Below are 16,664 nucleotides of genomic sequence, written 5' to 3'. Positions count from 1 at the left end.
TGAACGGTCCCAGCCGGTGATCGTCAGGTGGCCATTCGTCAATCGGTCCATCAGCGGCGCTGATCGGACCGACCTCGACTCGACGTCGTGCGAGCGGACACCGAAGATGCGTCCATGTGCGGGGAAGGGATCGTGCTTGAGCCGCGAGAGATGACCCGGTCCGGAAGTCGGATGCGCGTGACAGGCAGGCGTCATGAGGGATTGCCGCGTAACACCAGTGACACGTCCGATGCTGTCGGCCGATGAAGGTCAGGTTCTCAACTCGCCCCGCGAGTATGGACTGCCCTCCGGGAAGCGAGCGGGCGTCAGCCTCGTAGGCAGCAGCGGTTGTCGGCCGACTCGAAGAGGCCGGCTCAGGTCCACGACTTCACGCTGCCATTCCTGCGCGCAGAAACCCGGCCCGGTCCTGCGCTCCAGGCGGCACGCGTCGACGGGTGGTGGCAGGGCAAGTTGCCCCCGCGCGACCGGTGACATCCGGGCCGGTCGGGGGTTACGGTGCCATCGAACAGAGTGACAACGTTGTCAGTCGTGTCAGGACTTGAAGGGAAATGCCCCATGCGGTTTGCTTTCAGACCGTTCCGTCCCCGTGCTTCCGGTATAACAGCCGGTCTGATGGCCGCCGTACTCGTGAGCGGTGGAGTGGTCGGCATCGCCCGGCCCGCCGCCGCCTCGGAGGCGGAACCGATCGATCTGGTCAATCCCTTCGTGGGAACCCAGAACTTCGGCAACACGTTCCCCGGGGCGAGCGCGCCGTTCGGCATGGTCCAGGTCAGTCCGGACACCGACGGCCAGGGCGGCTACGACTACAAGCAGGACTCGATCTACGGCTTCAGCCAGACGCACCTGTCCGGCGTCGGCTGCGGCGTCATGGGCGAGCTGCCCATCATGCCGACCACCGGCGCGGTCGACTCCGTGGACCCGAACGCCTATCGCTCCCCGTACAGCCACGACGACGAGCAGGCCGGTCCCGGTTATTACCGGGTGGGGCTGAAGAAGTACGGCATCGACGCGGAACTCACCGCCACCGAGCGCACCGGGTGGCAGCGCTACACCTTCCCCTCCACCGGGTCGGCCAACGTCCTGTTCAACACGGGCAAGGCCAACCAGTCCGTGCTGGACTCCGAGGTGCACGTCGTCGGTGACCGCACCATCGAGGGCCGGGTGCACGCCGGGGGCTTCTGCGCCGGGCACGACGAGCACACGGTGTACTTCAGCGCCACCTTCGACCGGCCCTTCAAGGCCTACGGCACGTGGGACGGCGCAGACCCCGAGCCCGGCACCCGCGACGCGGAGGGAGGCGGCCGGAAGGGCGCCTGGGTGACCTTCGACGCGACCACCGACCGGGACGCCGTCCTCAAGGTGGGGCTGTCCTACACCGGTGTGGAGGGCGCCCGTAAGAACCTGGCCGCGGAGACCGAGGAGTCCTTCGACTTCGACGGCACGCGCAAGGCGTTGCAGGACACCTGGAAGAAGCAGCTGGATTCCATCCGGGTCGGCGGAGGCGCGGCGGACCGGCAGAAGGCCTTCTACACCGCGCTGTACCACAGCCAGTTGCACCCGAACCTCGCCGGTGATGTCGACGGCAGGTACCAGGGGTTCGACAACAAGACGCACACGGCGAAGGACTACACGCCGTACCAGAACTTCTCGCTCTGGGACACCTACCGGCCGCAGAACCAGCTTCTGCAGATGCTGGAGCCGAAGGTCGCCCGGGACGTCGCGCTGTCGGTCGTCGCGGCCGGCCGGGACGGTGGCTGGCTGCCCCGCTGGGCGCTCGCCAACAGCGAGACCAACATCATGACCGGTGACCCGGTCACGCCCTTCCTCGTGGAGGCCTGGTCGAAGGGTCTGCTCGCCGGGCACGAGGCGGAGACCTACGCGTTGCTGAAGAAGAACGCGACCAGTACCCCGCCCGCCGACTCGCCGTACAACGGACGCTCGGGATCTGACCACTACACCGAGCGCGGCTACATCCCGTCAGGACTTGAGCTCGGCAAGGACTGCGCGGACAAGGGCGGCGACAACGACTGCAAGCACCCGGCGTCGGCGACGATGGAGTACTCCGCCGCCGATGCGTCGCTCGCGTTGATGGCCGACCGGCTCGGACACACGTCGGATGCCCGGATGTTCGCCGCGCGCGGGCAGTGGTACCGGAACCTGTGGGACTCCTCGATCCAGCAGTTCCGGCCGCGGACGGCCGACGGCACCTGGCTCACGCCGTACGACCCGGTCGAGGCGGCGCACCAGTTCCATGAGGGCGGCGCGTACCAGTACCAGTGGCTGGTACCGCAGGACCCGGCCGGTCTCGTCAGCCTGATGGGCGGCCGGAGCGCCACCGAGAAGCGGCTTGACTCCTTCTTCGTCCACGACAAACTGCTCACCGACCCGGCGGGCACCGCTCGGAACGACTGGATCTCGCAGCCGTACGACTACTACGGCAAGCCGACGTACAACCCGAACAACGAGCCGGACCTGCACGCCCCGTACATGTACAACTGGGTCGGCGCACCGGCGAAGACCGCGACCGTGGTGCGTGCGGCGATGACGCTGTTCACCAACGGGCCGGACGGGATGACGGGCAACGACGACCTGGGCACCATGTCGGCCTGGTACGTCTTCTCCTCCCTCGGCCTCTACCCGACGATGAGCGGCGGCGACTTCCTGGCCGTGTCCAGCCCGCAGTTCGAGTCGGCGACCGTCCGGATCGGCAGCTACCCCAAGGCGTCCGGCACCAAGGGTCAGGGCGGCACGCTGACGATCGAGGCACCCGGAGCGAGCGACACGAAGCGGTACGTGCAGAGCGTGGCCCTGAACGGCCGGGACGTACCCCAGACCTGGCTGAGCTGGAACAAGCTCGCGCACGGCGGAACCCTTGCCCACCGGCTCGGGACCTCCCCCTCCTCCTGGGGTACGGGCAAGGGCGCCCAGCCGCCCTCCGTCAACCAGGCGTCCCCCGACAGCCGCAAGCACGTCGACGCGTCGCTGCGTCCCGCCTCGGCGGTCGTCCCCACGGGTGACGCCGCACAGATCGCGACGTTCACGCTGGACGTCCTCGGGCAGGCACCAGGAAAGCTGAACGTATCGGTCACGGCGAAGGTGCCCAGCGGCTGGAAGGCCACGACGGCACAGCGTTCACCGCTGGTGATCGATTCCGGTCACCTCCCGGTGCAGAAGAGGGTGTCGCTCGACATCACCGTGCCGCCGGGCGTCGCGGCCGGGTCCTACCCGGTGGAGGTGAAGGTCGCGGGCCGAGGGGCGAACTCGGTCACCCGTAAGGCCACCGTCGTGGTGGGAGCCGCCACGATTTGCGCGAGTGAGGCGAACGGGCAGTGCGCGGTGGACCTGCGCGCGGACCTCGGCCACGACGGCACGGCCACGGTGGCGAAATCCGACGAGGGCGACTTCGACGGGCACGGCTGGAGCTATGACGGCGACCTGCTGCCCAAGGCGGGGCCGGTCACGTGGGACGGGGTGACGTACGACGCGCCGGATCCCACCGGCACGGCGAACAACTTCCTCGAAGCACACGGGCAGGCCCTCCTGCTGCCCGCCGGACAGCACAGCGCGCTGCGGCTGGTCGGCTCGGCGCACAACGGTCCTGTGACCACCACACTGACCGTGCACTACACGGACGGCAGCAGCACGGAGGTACCGGTGGCGTTCGGCGACTGGGCGGGCTCCGTGCCGGACGGCGGCACGGTCGTCCTCGACATGCCGCACCGCATCAAGCGGGGCAGCGGTGTCGACGGACCGTCCGTTCGGCTCTTCGGTACGGCCGCCGAGCTCGACGGGGGCAAGACGGTCCGTTCGGTCTCGCTGCCGGACGACTCCCGCGTCGAAATCTACGCGATGACGCTCGTGTAGAGAGGGACGGCGGACCGCCGGAACCCAGCCTGCGGTGCGCCGTTCCGGATCGGCGCACCCCTCTCCTCAGGGCCTCGGCGCGCAAGCGCCGGGGCCCTTCGTATGCTCGCCCACCCCGGCATCCGGCCCACCGTCCAACGGGCACCGACGCCTGACCGAGGTCGCCCCACCGTTCGCGGACGGCAGCGAGGGCGGCGGCTCGGGCGACTACGAGATCTTGCGCTGCTTGTTCCTCCAGCTCAGCGAGTTGGTGACCGACGTGAGTCGGGATTCACCTCGGAGCCGTGGACCACGAGAGCCAGGTCCGGCACGCCCCCGTACCGCTGTGTCATCCGGCCGACCTCGCCGGGCAGGTCGAAGGCCGTCTGGGGACCGGGCGCGGCGGTGTGGAGCTGATCGGAAAGAGGACCCCCCCTCGGGGCGGAAGCCGTGGCCGAGGAACCCGAGCAGCAGGGAGGCACGCGCCGCCTGCGCCTCCCGGGACACCTCCTCGACGGCGTCGGTCACCTCGGACACCGTTCCGGCCTCGCGCAGCTCGACCGACTCGGCCGGCGTTGTCGCCGGTGTTGTTCTCGGTGTCCGCGCGATGCGGCCCCTTCGTCGACGAAGTGTCCGTGCAGCGCGGTTGCTTCGTCACCGAGGCCGGATGGATCCCGAAGTCGGCAGCCACCTGTTTCCGCGCCACGCCGGAACTCCCCGGGACACAGCGTGGACAGTGCTCCCTATATGGGGCCCACCTGACGGCGAGGCAGGCCAGATGCCCCGCCACCCTGCTGCAGTCGCGTATGTCTGCAGGTAGCGTGATTGCCTGCCGCATGGAATGTCCATGTGTCCGGTCGGCCCGTGCGAGGGACTCCGGCGGCGAGCGAGGGGACCGTGATGAGCGAACTGACCAAGCCCGCAATTGTTGTTCCGGAGGGTGAGGCGCCCACCGAGCTGACGATCCGGGACCTCGTGGTCGGGGACGGACCCGAGGCGTTGCCGGGCAGGGTCGTCCAGGTTCACTATGTGGGGGTCACGTTCGCGTCCGGTAGGGAGTTCGACTCCTCCTGGGAGCGGGGCGAGCCGTTCAAGTTCGCCGTGGGTGGCGGCAGGGTCATCAAGGGGTGGGACCGGGGCGTGAGGGGGATGAAGGCCGGCGGCCGACGCGAGATCATCGTTCCCCCACGTCTCGCTTACGGCAAGCAGTCGCCCTCTCCGTCGATCCCGGCGGGTTCGACGCTGATCTTCGTCGTGGACCTGCTCACGGTGGTGGGCGGGCCGGCCCGTCGAGGCCCGGCGTGACCGGCTCCGTCTGAACCGCCTCACCGACGAAGCTCATCGTCCTCCCAGGTCAGCGCAGCCATCCGCCATCCGGCGGGCGTCCGTACGAACTGGGTCGTCTTGCGGCCCGCGCCCTCGAACCGCTCGCCGTTGTGGAAGCCGGACTTGCGGTATTCGCTGGTGCGGTGCGCGATCGACTCGAAGATCTCCGTCCGCTCGGAGACCTCCCACTCGGAGAACTCCGTCAGCGTCCCATCGGTGAGCATCTTCGCCCGGGGCTCGATGAACGCGTCGAGGTCGTGGACCACGGGGCCCGTGCGGGTGTTGTTGATGATCATTCCCTGAGGGATGAACACCTGGCGGATCACATCGACTTCGGGGCGGGAGCCGTTCGTGTTGTCGAACGCGCCGAGGAAGGCCGACATCAGGCGGTCGAGTTCGGCCTTGTCGGCCGGCGCGGTGCTGCCGGATGCGGGCGGCCACTCGTCGGAGAGCACCGACCAGATCTCTATGTCGAGTCGCTCGCCCCGGTATTCGGTGTGCCGCCGCAGCACCCCCTCCCGGGTCAGCCCGAGGCGCCGGGCCGCTTCGATGCTCCGGGTGTTGGCCGAGGAGACCCACCATTCGACGCGGCTCATCCCGCGCTCCCCGAACGCCCAGTCGATCAGTTCCCGGCACGCCTGGCTCATCAGGCCCAGGCCCTGGCCCGCTTCCTCCGACCAGCAGCCGATCTCGCAGTTCCCCGACGCCGTGTCGAAGCGTGTGAACATCACGCCGCCGACCAGGGTGCCGTCGCGCCAGACCCCGTAGATCCGGCCCGTGTCGGTGGCCTGCCTGTCGGCGTAGCGCTGGAGGGTGGCCGTGGCGGAGACGAGGTCGGTGCTGAAGGTCGCCCAGGGGATCCAGGGGTCGACGTTCGGGCGGGCCCGGTCGATGTGGTCGAGGAACTCTTGTGCGTGCGCGGGCTCCAGGGGGCGGAGCTGGGCGTTCTCGCGGAGCGGGAGGATGAACACGGTCACCTCGGTTCGATGATGCGGGGTACGTAACGAGCGTTCGGTACGTAAGCTAGCAGCATGCCGCCACCCGCACCCGGAGACCGTGAAGCCCGCCGCAAGGATGTTTCCGAGGCGGTGTGGGCCGTGCTCGCCGACAAGGGGTTCGGCGGGCTGACCCTGCGAGCCGTCGCCGCCGCGATGAACGGCTCGACGGGGATGCTCATGCACTACTTCCCGACCAAGCGGGCTCTGATCGCGCACGCGCTGGACCTGCTGGAGGTACGGACCGCGGAACGCCCGCGCCGCGCGCGGCCTGCCGAGGGGCTGCCGTCGGTGCGCGCCGTGCTGCAGGACATCCTGCCGCTGACGCCGGACGACACCGCCCGCAACCGCATCTGGGTCAGCTCGTGGGACCTCGCGCTTGCCGACGAGGGGCTGGCCCGCGAGCAGGCCGGGCGCTACGAGCGGTTGCGGGGGGTGGTCCGGCCGCATGTCGAAGCGGCGGGCCGGCTGGGACAGTTGGGCGATGCGGCTGCCGACGCCGAGCAACTGGCTGCGGCGGCAGTCGCGTTCACACATGGGCTGGTCGTCCAGGCGCTCTTCGACCCTGGCCGGTTCCCCGTCGAGGTACAGACCGCGATGCTCGACGACTTCCTGGCCTCGCTCGGGCGGTCGACTCCGCCTCCGCCCGATGCGCGCACACCGGATTGATTGCCCGGCCGACCTCGGCGACAGCGGACCGTGACATCTTCCCGACGCTTGACATGCGCGCGTCTATTGCTTGAATGCGCACTGTCGCGTTTTCGCGTTTTTCACAGAAGGAAGCCCCTCATGCGCCTCCGCCTCCCCCGTCCACGCCGGGCAGTGATCGCGCCCCTCCTGCTCGCCTGCCTCGCGGCGCCGCTCGCACCCACCTCCGCGGAAGCAGCCGGTGGCTCGATATGCAACAAGTACTGTGACGCCCGGGACCCGCAGTACGCCACGGGAGACCGCAGCCCCGTGACCGCGTCGATCCACTCCCGCACGATCGGTCTGCACCTCTCCGACAACGACGTGATGGGGTGGGCGTCGATCGCCAACGGAAGCCCCGGCGACGAGGTATGGCTCGACCGCTCCTTCGACGGCGGCAGGACATGGTCCTCGGGCAGCAAACTCGGCTCCACCAAGATCCCGCAGGGAGCCGCCGGCTGGCGCAGTCAGATGTACAACGTCGACGACTGGGCGAACGCGGGCATCGGTGCCCTGCGGGCCTGCGGCAAGGCGGGCGACCGGGCGGAGATCGCCTGCACCGGCTGGGCGCGCGTGAACTGGAACGCCTGGAGCAGGAGCACCGCGGCGGCGACCGCGCTGATGATGGGCTACAACAAGGCCACCGGCCGGTTCGCCGACAGTTGGTGGACCTCGGCCACCGCGCTGAGCTCGCTGATCGACAACATCCGGGTCAGCGGCATGCCGAGCTACACGTACGCCATCTCCAACACCTACGACAAACTCCGCGGCGCCGAGGGCGGCGACTTCACCAACAGCTACTTGGACGACACCGGCTGGTGGGGCCTGGCGTGGGTGGCCGCCTACGATCTCACGGGCGAGCGGCGGTACTTGGACACCGCCCGTGTCGACGCCGACCACATGCACGCCTACTGGTCCTCGGCGTGCGGCGGCGGAGTGCAGTGGGCGACCGACAAACCGTACAAGAACGCGATCACCAACGAGCTCTACCTGCATCTGAACGCGGCCTTGCACAACAGGATCTCTGGTGACACCACCTATCTGCGGCGAGCCAACGACGAGTGGGCCTGGTTCAAGAACAGCGGGATGATCAACTCGGGCAACCTGATCAACGACGGACTGACCGGCGCCTGTGCGAACAACGGCGACGTCACCTGGACCTACAACCAGGGAGTGATCCTCGCCGGCCTTGCCGAACTGCACCGTGCCACGGGCGACAACCGCCTTCTGGACAGCGCACGCACCCTCGCCGACGCATCCACCTCCTCCACCTATCTCAACCCCGGCGGCACCCTGCGCGAGCCGTACGAACCCGACGGCACCGGCTGCACCTCCGACGGCGACTCCTTCAAGGGTGCCTACGCCAGGGGCCTCGGCATCCTGAACAAGGCACTCGGCGACCACCCGTACTCGGCCTACCTCGATCGCCAGGCCGGCACCGCCTACGCCCAGGACCGCAACTCCCTCGACCAGTACGGGCCCCATTGGGCCGGACGGTTCACCGTGAGTGGCAACGGCTGCCAGCACAGCGCCCTCGATCTGCTCAACGCGGCTGCCGGCAGCTGAGCCGCCGACAGCCGGAGGAGCGAGCGGGAATCCGGAACGGGCGCGTCCGGTCAACGACCGGCGCCGTCCGGACTGCTCGAGTCCCCCTGACGACGTCTTGCACGCACCCCCGTCGTGGTGACGCCGGGGGTGACCAGGGCGCGCGCGGTACGGAGACTGGTAAGGGGGGGCGCCGCGCCGTCGATCCACCACGTCGGGCGGACCCCCGGACTTTGGGTACCGCTGCGGGTTCGTGCGGGCCGTGACTGGCCGCCGGAGCGGGAGCTGTCGGCCGAGGAAGTGGTTGACCAGGCATGGGCATATCGGCCGTTTGCCCTGTGACGCCGGTCCTCGGCCAAGAAGCCGGATCGCCCGTTCGACGGGGTACCGCCCGCTCTCCGTCGAAACCGGGCGGCCAACCGGTAGGTGACCGGCGCTCCTGACCAGTATTGCGGCGTCCGTACGGACCGTCTCATGTCGCGGCCCGACCGGGACGCTCGCGATGTGGGCCGAGGCCGCAAAACGGTGGACAGCTCTCGGGCGCTGGGCGACCATCGCCGCGATGAACATCGAATCAGTCCCCACCTCCCTCCCCAAACGTGTCCGCTTCGTCGAGCTCAACGCACGGGCGCTGCGAGCCCTTGCCGACGGTGACCTCGCCGGCGGCAGTGCCGAGGCCGGGGTCGACCTTGACGAACACTTCGTCGGCGACCGGGCCCGCTGGATCTTCGGCTATCGCGCTGACCAGCTCGCCGAGGACCCCTCTGCCGCGCCCTGGATCACGCGGGCCGTGGTATCCGAGCCGGACGGGGCCGTCGTCGGCGACGCCGGGTTCCACGGGCCGCCGGACGAGGCCGGCATGGTCGAGGTCGGCTACACCGTCGTGCCCGGGTTCCGCCGCCAGGGCTATGCCCGCGCCATACTGACGGCGCTGCTCGCCAGGGCCGCCGCCGAACCCGGTGTCAGGACCGTGCGGGCCCGTATCGGATCCGACAACAGCGCTTCCTTGGCCACCATCGCGGGCTTCGGATTCACGCGCGTCGGCGAGCAGGGGGAAGAGCAGGACGGGCTCACGCTCGTCTTCGAGGTCCCGGCAGGCGCGCTTCAGGCCGAGTAGTTTCGCGGCCTTGGGGGACATGGTGATCGTTCCGTTCGGGCCGCCCCGTCCGGCCGGGGCGATGTGCGGAGCCGTGAGCAGTTCGCAGGGGCGCGCCCTTGGACGAGCGTGACGGATTCCGCCGACATGGGAATGTGGGGGCCGGTTTACGGAGTCCGCATCAGGTTGCGGAGGTTGCCGACCAGGGCGTGGATGTCGCGTTCGGCGGGAGGGTCCTCGGGGCCCACAGGGTCTGCGGGGGCGCTTTCGGGTGCCGGGGTGCGGCAGGGGCGGCAGAGGCCGTCGGGGAGTGTTTCGGAGGGGCCGGGCCTGCCGCAGTCGGTGCATTCCACGAGCAGGCGGCGTGCGGGAGCGTCCGGCGTGGCCGGTTTCGGGGTGGCGGGGAGGTGCGGGGGGAGCTTGTCGCGGAGGCGGCGGCGTACGAAGCCGACGGGGGAGTCGACCTGGGTGGGGAGGCCGGTGGTGAGGGCGTGGGTGAGGTAGTCCGTGCTGACGCCCCGGTCCAGCCAGGCGGTGGCCAGGTTCTCCAGGGCGGCGCAGCCGGTGGCGGAGAGGGCCAGGCGGGGGTCGGTGAGGCCGAGTCGGGCCAGGGCGAGGTAGGCGGGGGAGAGGTGGCTGCCTGTGACCGGCTCCGGGGTGGTGCGCTGTCGCGGCACGGACGGGGCGTGGGCGGGGGTCGGCTGCGGGGCCGGTTGCGGGGCCGTGCGTGGGGCGGGCCCGGGGGGCGTGGCGGGGGGTGCTTCGGTGGCCTGCGTGGGGGGTGCCTCGGTGACTTCGGGAGCGGCGAGCTGCGGGGCCGGCGACCCGGCGACCTCCTGTTCGGCGGGAGTGCCGGTCGGGGCCCACGGAGGCGGCGGCCCGGTCGGGAGCTCTGCTGCTTCCTGGGCGACTACCCGGGTGTTCTCGGCCGCTGCGAAGGCGTCCCACCACTCGTTGTCCCGGGCGGTGCGGGACCAGTACGTGAGAGTGACCCAGCGGCTCTCGCCCTCACCGGTCCGGCACTGCGCGCGCCGCAGGTGACCGGCGACGGTCAGGGCCCTGAGGGCGCTGCCGACGGCCATCTGACCGTAGAGCGGGAGGTGCTTGGCCAGTGTTTTGATGTCCATGGCCGCGCCGTCGGGGAGGTGGTCGACGTACCCCGCGATGTGGCGCTCACGTTCGGGCAGCAGCGCGAAGTCGTCTGCACGCGCTGGGCGTTGGTCCGGTGCGGAGCGTTTGCCGTAGCCGCGGGGGGACTTCGGGTACGGGTGGGAGGGTGCGGGGGCGCGCAGGGCAGGGCTAAGGTTCTCGGTAGCCACGAGATCGCTCATTTCGATCTTGGGGTGAGACCCCGGCCGGTGTTCGCGCACCATGTCGGGGTCGTTTCGTTGGGGGCACCGTAAGCAGTCATGACGTCGCGTTGCAAGCTGATCACATTTAGTCATACTTGCTGGCCGTGGCGGGGTGGGGAGGGTGGGGAGGTTTCCCAACCCCCTTCTTCTACCTACCGGTTATCAGAGAGCGCTCGGATCCCGGAGTCCGGATCCCGGCACCCGGATCCCGAAGCTCGAGCGCCGGGCCCGGCCCTCTCGATGTACACACGAACGAGTGAGTCGGCGCCTTCCGGCACTCGAATCCCGAATCTCGGCACCCGCATCTCGGCACTCGCATCTTGGCACTCGGGGTTCAGCGTTCGGGGGTGGGCTCGGCCGCTGAACGACCGTTGTGGTCGATGCTCCGGGGGACCTGTTCTGCCCGCCTGCCGGTGATCGCGGTAGCCAGTCGCACCGCCCGGTCCACCAAGGCTTGGGCGGCCGCGTCGGGTGGGACGTCGCGGGTGACGATCCGGTTGAACGCCTGGGTCCGGCCACGGATGACCTCCCTGGTGGCAGGATCGATCCGCAGGTCCACCACGGACAGTTCACGTCCGTAGGAGCGTCCTTGGACGAACGGCCGCCGATGGCCGGCGGGGTCGTTCAGCCAGCAGACGTACTGCGCGTGGGTATGGGCGCTGAAGATGACGTCGATCTTCGAGGTGACCCCTTCGGCGATTGCACGGCCTGCGCCGCCGGCGGCGACATCGCAGGTGTCAGGACCGTTGGGTGTGGTGTTGACGTCGCCTTGGTGCAGCAGCAGGACGATGGTCTTGATGCCCATACGGTCCAGCAGGTCGGCGTACCGGTCTGCCGCCTCGACCTCGTTGCCGAACCGCAAGCCCGCGGTCACGCCGGGTTCGAGTGTTTCGGGTACGCCCTGCAGGGGTGTGCCGATGAAGCCTACGGGGACACCGTTCACCCGGCGGATCCAGTACGGCGGGAGGGCGTTGCGGCCGGTGTGCGCCAGGGTGACGTTCGCTCCCAGGTAGGGGAAGCGTGCCCCTCGATAGGGGTGGTCGAACTGGCAGCCCGTCTGTGGGTGGCAGCCGCCGTGCTGGAGGCGCTCCAGCTCCTCGTAGCCGTGTTCGAACTCGTGATTGCCCGTGGTGGAGGCGGCCATCCCCAGGCCGTTCATCAGATCGATGGTGGGTTCGTCATGGAAGAGCGCCGACTCCGGCGGAGAGACGCCGATCAGATCTCCGGTCCCGACCACCAGGGACGCGGGGGCCTGGCGACGCAGTTGCTTGACATGCGCGGCCAGGTAGGCGCCGCCACCGGCGGTGACCGAACCGCCGCCGTGCAGCGAGACGATCGCGTCATCGCCTCGGGGTGGTTGTAGATGACCGTGGAAGTCGTTCACACCGATCAGCCGCAGAGCGACGGCAGGCGGGGAGTCACGCCCCTGGTCGGCTGCCGCCCCAGTTGGGCTCACTGTCGTTGCCCCGAGCGCGAGGGCTGCTGCCAACGCCGGAAGCGCTGCGGTGAACGTTCTGCGGTATGCCACAGGTGTTTCCCTTCACGTCCGAACCCGCCCCCCTTCGCGTCACGATATGGGAGAGATGCGTAGTTCAACGGCAGTCCGTGCAGTTGAACCTTGTGGTCGTGAGGGCGTGACGATGCGATTGACGTGGCGGCCGTGGAGCCCGGCAGCCGGGGCGAGGTGACGGAGTTCGGCCGGCTAAGTGATCGGCGAACCGCTGCCGCCGTTTCGCCCGGAAGCCCGGACCGCCGACTCTGCGGCATGCGAACTACCACGGCTTCCCCGCGATCGTGGGCGAACAGGCTTTCCCTGTAAGGCCGTTCGGTCCACAGCGGTAGTCGCGGCAGGTGCGGTCGGCGGGTGATGTCGTTGCCCCGTATGGCGGTCGTCGAGAGGCGCAACCGTGCGGGATGTTTACCGCGATATGCGCCGATCAGCGGAAGGAATGAGAGATGACAGGTCCAACGGAGCATGCGGACACCGGGGCGCAAGGGTGGCGCCTTCGGCGCCTGACCAGACGGAGATCGGGCGGCTGGACGCTGCTGCGCGCAGGCGCGACGGTCGTGGTGTCCGTTCTCGTCGCCCTCACCTCGGTGCCGGTCGCCCCCGCGTCTTCCTCCGCCTCTTCCTCCGCCCCTGAGGTCTCGGTCGCTCAGGGCCGGCTGCGAGGCATGGAGCGGAGCGGGGTGTCGCAGTTCCTGGGCATCCGCTACGCGGCCCCGCCTGTGGGGCGGCTGCGGTGGCGTCCGCCGCAGCCGGCTGAGGCGTGGAGCGGGACGCGGGCCGCGACCCAGTCCGGCCCGAAGTGCCCGCAAACCCTCGACAAGGGAACGACCACCAAAGAGGACTGCCTCTTCCTCAACGTCTACGCCCCCGCGGACCGCCCCGCCGGACCCCGGCCCGTGATGGTGTGGATCCACGGTGGCTCGTTCATGTACGGCTCCGGCGGCGACTACGACCCGAGCGTTCTGGCAGCCAAGGGCGTCGTCGTTGTGACGATCAACTACCGTCTGGGGGCTCTGGGTTTCCTCGCCCTGCCGTCGTTGGCCACAGAAGCAGCCGACCACACCTCGGGTGCGTACGGCCTGATGGATCAGCAAGCCGCCCTGCGGTGGGTCCAGGCCAACATCAGCGCATTCGGTGGCGACCGTCACAAGGTGACGATCTTCGGTGAATCAGCGGGAGGCTCCAGCGTCTGCATGCACATCGCATCACCCACCGCCCGGGGCCTGTTCCAGCGTGCCATCGCTGAAAGCGGCTGCCTGCTCGCCTCGCCGACCCAGGCCCAGGCGGACCAGGCAGGCACGTCGTTCGCCACCAAGCTCCACTGCACCGATGCCGCGACGGCCGCACGCTGCCTACGCACGAAACCGGTGCAGAAGATCGTCCGAGAGCAAGAGGGCCGCAGCTGGTTGCCGGCCTACCAGGGGACCATCTATCCGCGGCGCGTCCGCGATGCCCTCGTTGCCGACGCCTACAACCATGTGCCTGTCCTGATGGGCACGAACCACGACGAAGGAAACTACTTCATCGCCCTCGATTACCCACAAGGACTGCGACCCCGGGACTATCCCGGCGCCATCACCGCGCACTTCGGCCCCGAGGCAGCAGCACGCATCAAGGCACAGTACCCACTGTCCGCCTACCGCTCACCACTGTGGGCACTCGGCACCGCCCTGGGGGACGCGGTGTTTTCCTGTCCGTCCTACTCCAGTTACGGGATGTTCGCCGCCGCCGGGACCGTGTATCCCTACGAGTTCGACGACCCCAGACCGGCCGGCTTCCCACCCCCGGGCAACGAGACCGACCTCGGCGCCACGCACGGCACCGAGCTGGCCTACGTCTTCCAGCATGTCATCGGGGAGCCCGGGAAGCGCCCAGGTTTCACCCCCGCTCAGCAGGCCCTGTCGGACACGATGGTCGGCTACTGGACGCACTTCGCGATGACCGGAAACCCTAACGCTCCTCACACACCCCGCTGGCGGCCCTTCACAGCGCGAGCCCCGTACGTACAGGAACTCACTCCCGCCGGCATCGGGACGAACAAGGACTTCCCCGCCCGCCACAGATGCGCCTTCTGGGAGCCGCTCGTCGAGACCGGCACCGTGGTGCCGCGACTCTAGGCTCCTGTCCGGCGGATCACGCGCGGTCGTGGCGGTCTGGCACCTGATGACCCACTCCCTGGTCCGAGGGGGGTTGACCTTGGCGCCCCTTGACTTCGAGAGCACTCCAGCAGGCAGGATCGCCACCGAAGCCCCAGGCACCCCCTTCGGAAGGCCCCAGCATGCGCTATCGCACCATCGGCCAGAATCCGGACAACCGCCGCAAGGTAAGCGTCCTGAGCCTCGGAGCCATGCGGTTCGGCACCACCACCGACGAGGCGACCTCGTACGCGATCCTCGACCGGTACGTCGAAGCCGGCGGTACCTTCATCGACACCGCCAACAACTACGCGTTCTGGGTCAACGGCACTCAGGGCGGCGAGAGCGAGCAGCTCCTGGGACGCTGGCGGCGCAGTCGGGGCGTCGGCGACGAGATCACGATCGCCACCAAGCTCGGCGGCCGCCCCAACCACCCCACCTCGACCTTGACGAAGGACGTCGAGAGCCTCACTGCGAAGACGATCCGCGAGTCGGCCGAACGCAGCCGTGAGAACCTCGGCACGGACAAGCTGGACCTGCTCTACGCGCACATCGAGGATCCCCGCGTCCCCCTCCAGGAGACGGTGGACGGTTTCGCCGCCGTCGTCGCCGACGGCACGGTGGGCCTGCTGGGTGCGAGCAACTATCGTGTCTGGCGCCTGGAGCGCGCCCGGTCCCTCTCGGCAGCCGCGGGTCTGCCCGGCTACGAGGTTCTGCAGTACCACCACAGCTACCTCCGCCATCGCACCGACGAGCCCACACTCCGCTCTCCCGACGGCGACCTGGGGGTCACCTCCGGCGACCACCTCAGCTATCTCCGCGAGGACCCGTCCCTCTCCCTGGTCGCTTACTCCCCGCTCCTGAACGGCAGTTACGGCCGTACGGGCAAGCCTCTGGACCCCGGCTACCAGAACGCGGGAACGGCCACGCGCCTCGCCGCCCTGGCCGAGATCGCGGCGGAGACGGGAGCCACGGAAAACCAGGTCGTCCTCGCCTGGCTGATCGGTGGCGAGATCCCGGTCATCCCCCTGGTGGGAGCGTCCTCGGTGGCTCAACTGGAGGAGAGCCTGGCGGCGGCGGACCTCGACCTCACACAGGACCAGCGGGCGAAACTGAACGCCGCACATTAGGCTGTGTCCGGGTCATGGGCGGAGCCAGAGTCTGATCGAGGCGAGCGTGACGGTGCCGTGGAAGATGTAGGCGCGCTTGTCGAATCTCGTGCCCACGGCCCGGGAAGGCGCCCTGCGCGGTCTGTTCGTGGAGCTTCCACGCCCCGTACCAGCTGTCGAGTGCCTGTGTGACGTGAGCTTGCACGCGTCCTCCCATCTGTGCGGGGCGCCCCAGGTGCGTAGCTCGGTCACGCGACGAGCAGTCTGGCCAGCCGGGCGCCGCGTCGTGTGGACGACAGGAGCTGGGAGAAGGTGCGGGGGGAGCGGTCCACTTGGGGCAGTGCGTGGTTCATGGCGCCGGAGTGGCGGCAGGACGCGCCCGGGGGCGAGAGCTGCACCCCGTACGCGGAGTCAGCGTACGGGCACGGAGAGTGGACGGTGCGATGCCACTGCGTGGAGGTCGCGGTCGCCGAACAGGCCGTGCACGTAAGGGACTCGAACGACGTGACCCGTCCTCCTTTCGCGGTGGACCGCGAAGGCTGGGGACAGTTCGTACGGTTCGCGGCGGAGTGCTGAGCGGCTTGAGAGCGTGCCGTCTGCGGAAGCGGCACGCGGCACGCCTTCGCCGTGCTCAGGGACCTTTCATCTTGCCCGCAGGGGCGTAACCGAGGGCCACACGGTCGATGAAACGGTCACCGAAGTCGCGAATGGGCGCGGGTTTCGGCTTCTGTACGGCGTTCTTGGCCGTGGACTTACGCGGGGTGGGCTCTTTCCCGCCAGCACGCCCAGCTGGTGTCGCCTTTGCCTGCTTGGCGCTCTTCGCGGCCGGTGTGCTGCGCGCCGCGTACTTCTTGCGGAGCGCCGAGAGCTTCTCGCGTTCGGCGGGGCAGGCGGTGGCGGCGCGTGCGGCGGAACCCGCCGGGCTGTCGCGGCTCCTGAGCCGTCGGCGTCCTCTCGACGTGTTGTCGTCCGACGGCACCGGTCGTGGCGCCTGGGCATCGGCCGGGGGACGTGGTCCGCTGGACCGGTGGTCGCGGCCGCGTCGTTCGTCGCGGGGCGATTGCCA

11 protein-coding genes and 1 pseudogene are annotated in these 16,664 nt (G+C 69.3%); 8 read left to right on the top strand and 4 right to left on the bottom strand.

The window, feature by feature from the left end; genetic code table 11:
* Positions 1-612: 612 nt before the first annotated feature.
* Positions 613-3,864 carry a GH92 family glycosyl hydrolase gene (locus ACH4VO_RS08305; RefSeq protein ID WP_360984546.1) on the top strand — a complete coding sequence of 1,084 codons (3,252 nt, stop codon included), beginning with the start codon at positions 613-615 and terminating at the stop codon, positions 3,862-3,864.
* A gap of 879 nt (positions 3,865-4,743) precedes the next feature.
* Entirely contained in the window at positions 4,744-5,148 is a 405-nt protein-coding gene (locus ACH4VO_RS08300; RefSeq protein WP_360984549.1) for an FKBP-type peptidyl-prolyl cis-trans isomerase, read from the top strand.
* Between the two features lie 20 nt (positions 5,149-5,168).
* Here ACH4VO_RS08300 and ACH4VO_RS08295 read toward each other — a convergent pair whose 3' ends face one another.
* A complete protein-coding gene (locus ACH4VO_RS08295) occupies positions 5,169-6,140 on the bottom strand; it encodes a GNAT family protein (protein WP_360985057.1) in 972 nt (323 codons plus the stop codon).
* Between the two features lie 60 nt (positions 6,141-6,200).
* On the opposite strand from ACH4VO_RS08295, the gene ACH4VO_RS08290 reads away from it, so the two are divergent.
* From ACH4VO_RS08290 to ACH4VO_RS08280, 3 genes are all read left to right on the top strand, one after another.
* Positions 6,201-6,833 (top strand): TetR/AcrR family transcriptional regulator, encoded by a 633-nt coding sequence (locus ACH4VO_RS08290; RefSeq protein ID WP_360984552.1) that lies wholly within the window; start codon positions 6,201-6,203, stop codon positions 6,831-6,833.
* Between the two features lie 120 nt (positions 6,834-6,953).
* A complete protein-coding gene (locus tag ACH4VO_RS08285) occupies positions 6,954-8,417 on the top strand; it encodes a glycoside hydrolase family 76 protein (RefSeq protein ID WP_360984555.1) in 1,464 nt (487 codons plus the stop codon).
* A gap of 541 nt (positions 8,418-8,958) precedes the next feature.
* Positions 8,959-9,513 carry a GNAT family N-acetyltransferase gene (locus ACH4VO_RS08280; protein ID WP_360984558.1) on the top strand — a complete coding sequence of 185 codons (555 nt, stop codon included), beginning with the start codon at positions 8,959-8,961 and terminating at the stop codon, positions 9,511-9,513.
* Between the two features lie 146 nt (positions 9,514-9,659).
* On the opposite strand, the gene ACH4VO_RS08275 is transcribed toward ACH4VO_RS08280, so the two are convergent.
* Together ACH4VO_RS08275 and ACH4VO_RS08270 are read right to left on the bottom strand one after the other, a co-directional pair.
* Positions 9,660-10,811, bottom strand: a complete 1,152-nt coding sequence (locus tag ACH4VO_RS08275; protein WP_360984561.1) for a MarR family transcriptional regulator — start codon at positions 10,809-10,811, stop codon at positions 9,660-9,662.
* A 367-nt stretch (positions 10,812-11,178) separates the two neighbouring features.
* The gene (locus ACH4VO_RS08270) at positions 11,179-12,372 is read right to left on the bottom strand and encodes a metallophosphoesterase (protein WP_360984564.1); all 1,194 of its coding nucleotides are present in this window, start codon (positions 12,370-12,372) and stop codon (positions 11,179-11,181) included.
* A 428-nt stretch (positions 12,373-12,800) separates the two neighbouring features.
* On the opposite strand from ACH4VO_RS08270, the gene ACH4VO_RS08265 reads away from it, so the two are divergent.
* From ACH4VO_RS08265 to ACH4VO_RS08255, 3 genes and pseudogenes are all read left to right on the top strand, one after another.
* Positions 12,801-14,471: a carboxylesterase/lipase family protein gene (locus ACH4VO_RS08265; protein WP_360984567.1), complete on the top strand. Its 1,671-nt coding sequence runs from the start codon at positions 12,801-12,803 to the stop codon at positions 14,469-14,471.
* A gap of 161 nt (positions 14,472-14,632) precedes the next feature.
* Positions 14,633-15,619 carry an aldo/keto reductase gene (locus ACH4VO_RS08260; protein WP_360984570.1) on the top strand — a complete coding sequence of 329 codons (987 nt, stop codon included), beginning with the start codon at positions 14,633-14,635 and terminating at the stop codon, positions 15,617-15,619.
* 429 nt (positions 15,620-16,048) lie between these two features.
* Positions 16,049-16,174, top strand: a pseudogene (locus ACH4VO_RS08255) (DUF397 domain-containing protein); the annotation flags it as partial.
* A gap of 55 nt (positions 16,175-16,229) precedes the next feature.
* On the opposite strand, the gene ACH4VO_RS08250 reads toward ACH4VO_RS08255, so the two are convergent.
* On the bottom strand, positions 16,230-16,577 hold the full coding sequence (locus ACH4VO_RS08250; RefSeq protein ID WP_360984573.1) for a hypothetical protein: 348 nt from the start codon (positions 16,575-16,577) through the stop codon (positions 16,230-16,232).
* Between the last annotated feature and the right edge of the window lie 87 nt (positions 16,578-16,664).

Source organism: Streptomyces sp. NPDC020780 (genome assembly GCF_044334475.1).
Lineage (GTDB): Bacteria > Actinomycetota > Actinomycetes > Streptomycetales > Streptomycetaceae > Streptomyces.
This window is presented reverse-complemented; position numbering and strand designations above follow the sequence as displayed.

Coding starts and splice junctions, on each gene's coding strand:
- ACH4VO_RS08305 (WP_360984546.1), top strand. CDS start 613: ATGGCCGCCGTACTCGTGAGCGGTGGAGTGGTCGGCATCGCCCGGCCC.
- ACH4VO_RS08300 (WP_360984549.1), top strand. CDS start 4,744: ATGAGCGAACTGACCAAGCCCGCAATTGTTGTTCCGGAGGGTGAGGCG.
- ACH4VO_RS08290 (WP_360984552.1), top strand. CDS start 6,201: ATGCCGCCACCCGCACCCGGAGACCGTGAAGCCCGCCGCAAGGATGTT.
- ACH4VO_RS08285 (WP_360984555.1), top strand. CDS start 6,954: ATGCGCCTCCGCCTCCCCCGTCCACGCCGGGCAGTGATCGCGCCCCTC.
- ACH4VO_RS08280 (WP_360984558.1), top strand. CDS start 8,959: ATGAACATCGAATCAGTCCCCACCTCCCTCCCCAAACGTGTCCGCTTC.
- ACH4VO_RS08265 (WP_360984567.1), top strand. CDS start 12,801: ATGACAGGTCCAACGGAGCATGCGGACACCGGGGCGCAAGGGTGGCGC.
- ACH4VO_RS08260 (WP_360984570.1), top strand. CDS start 14,633: ATGCGCTATCGCACCATCGGCCAGAATCCGGACAACCGCCGCAAGGTA.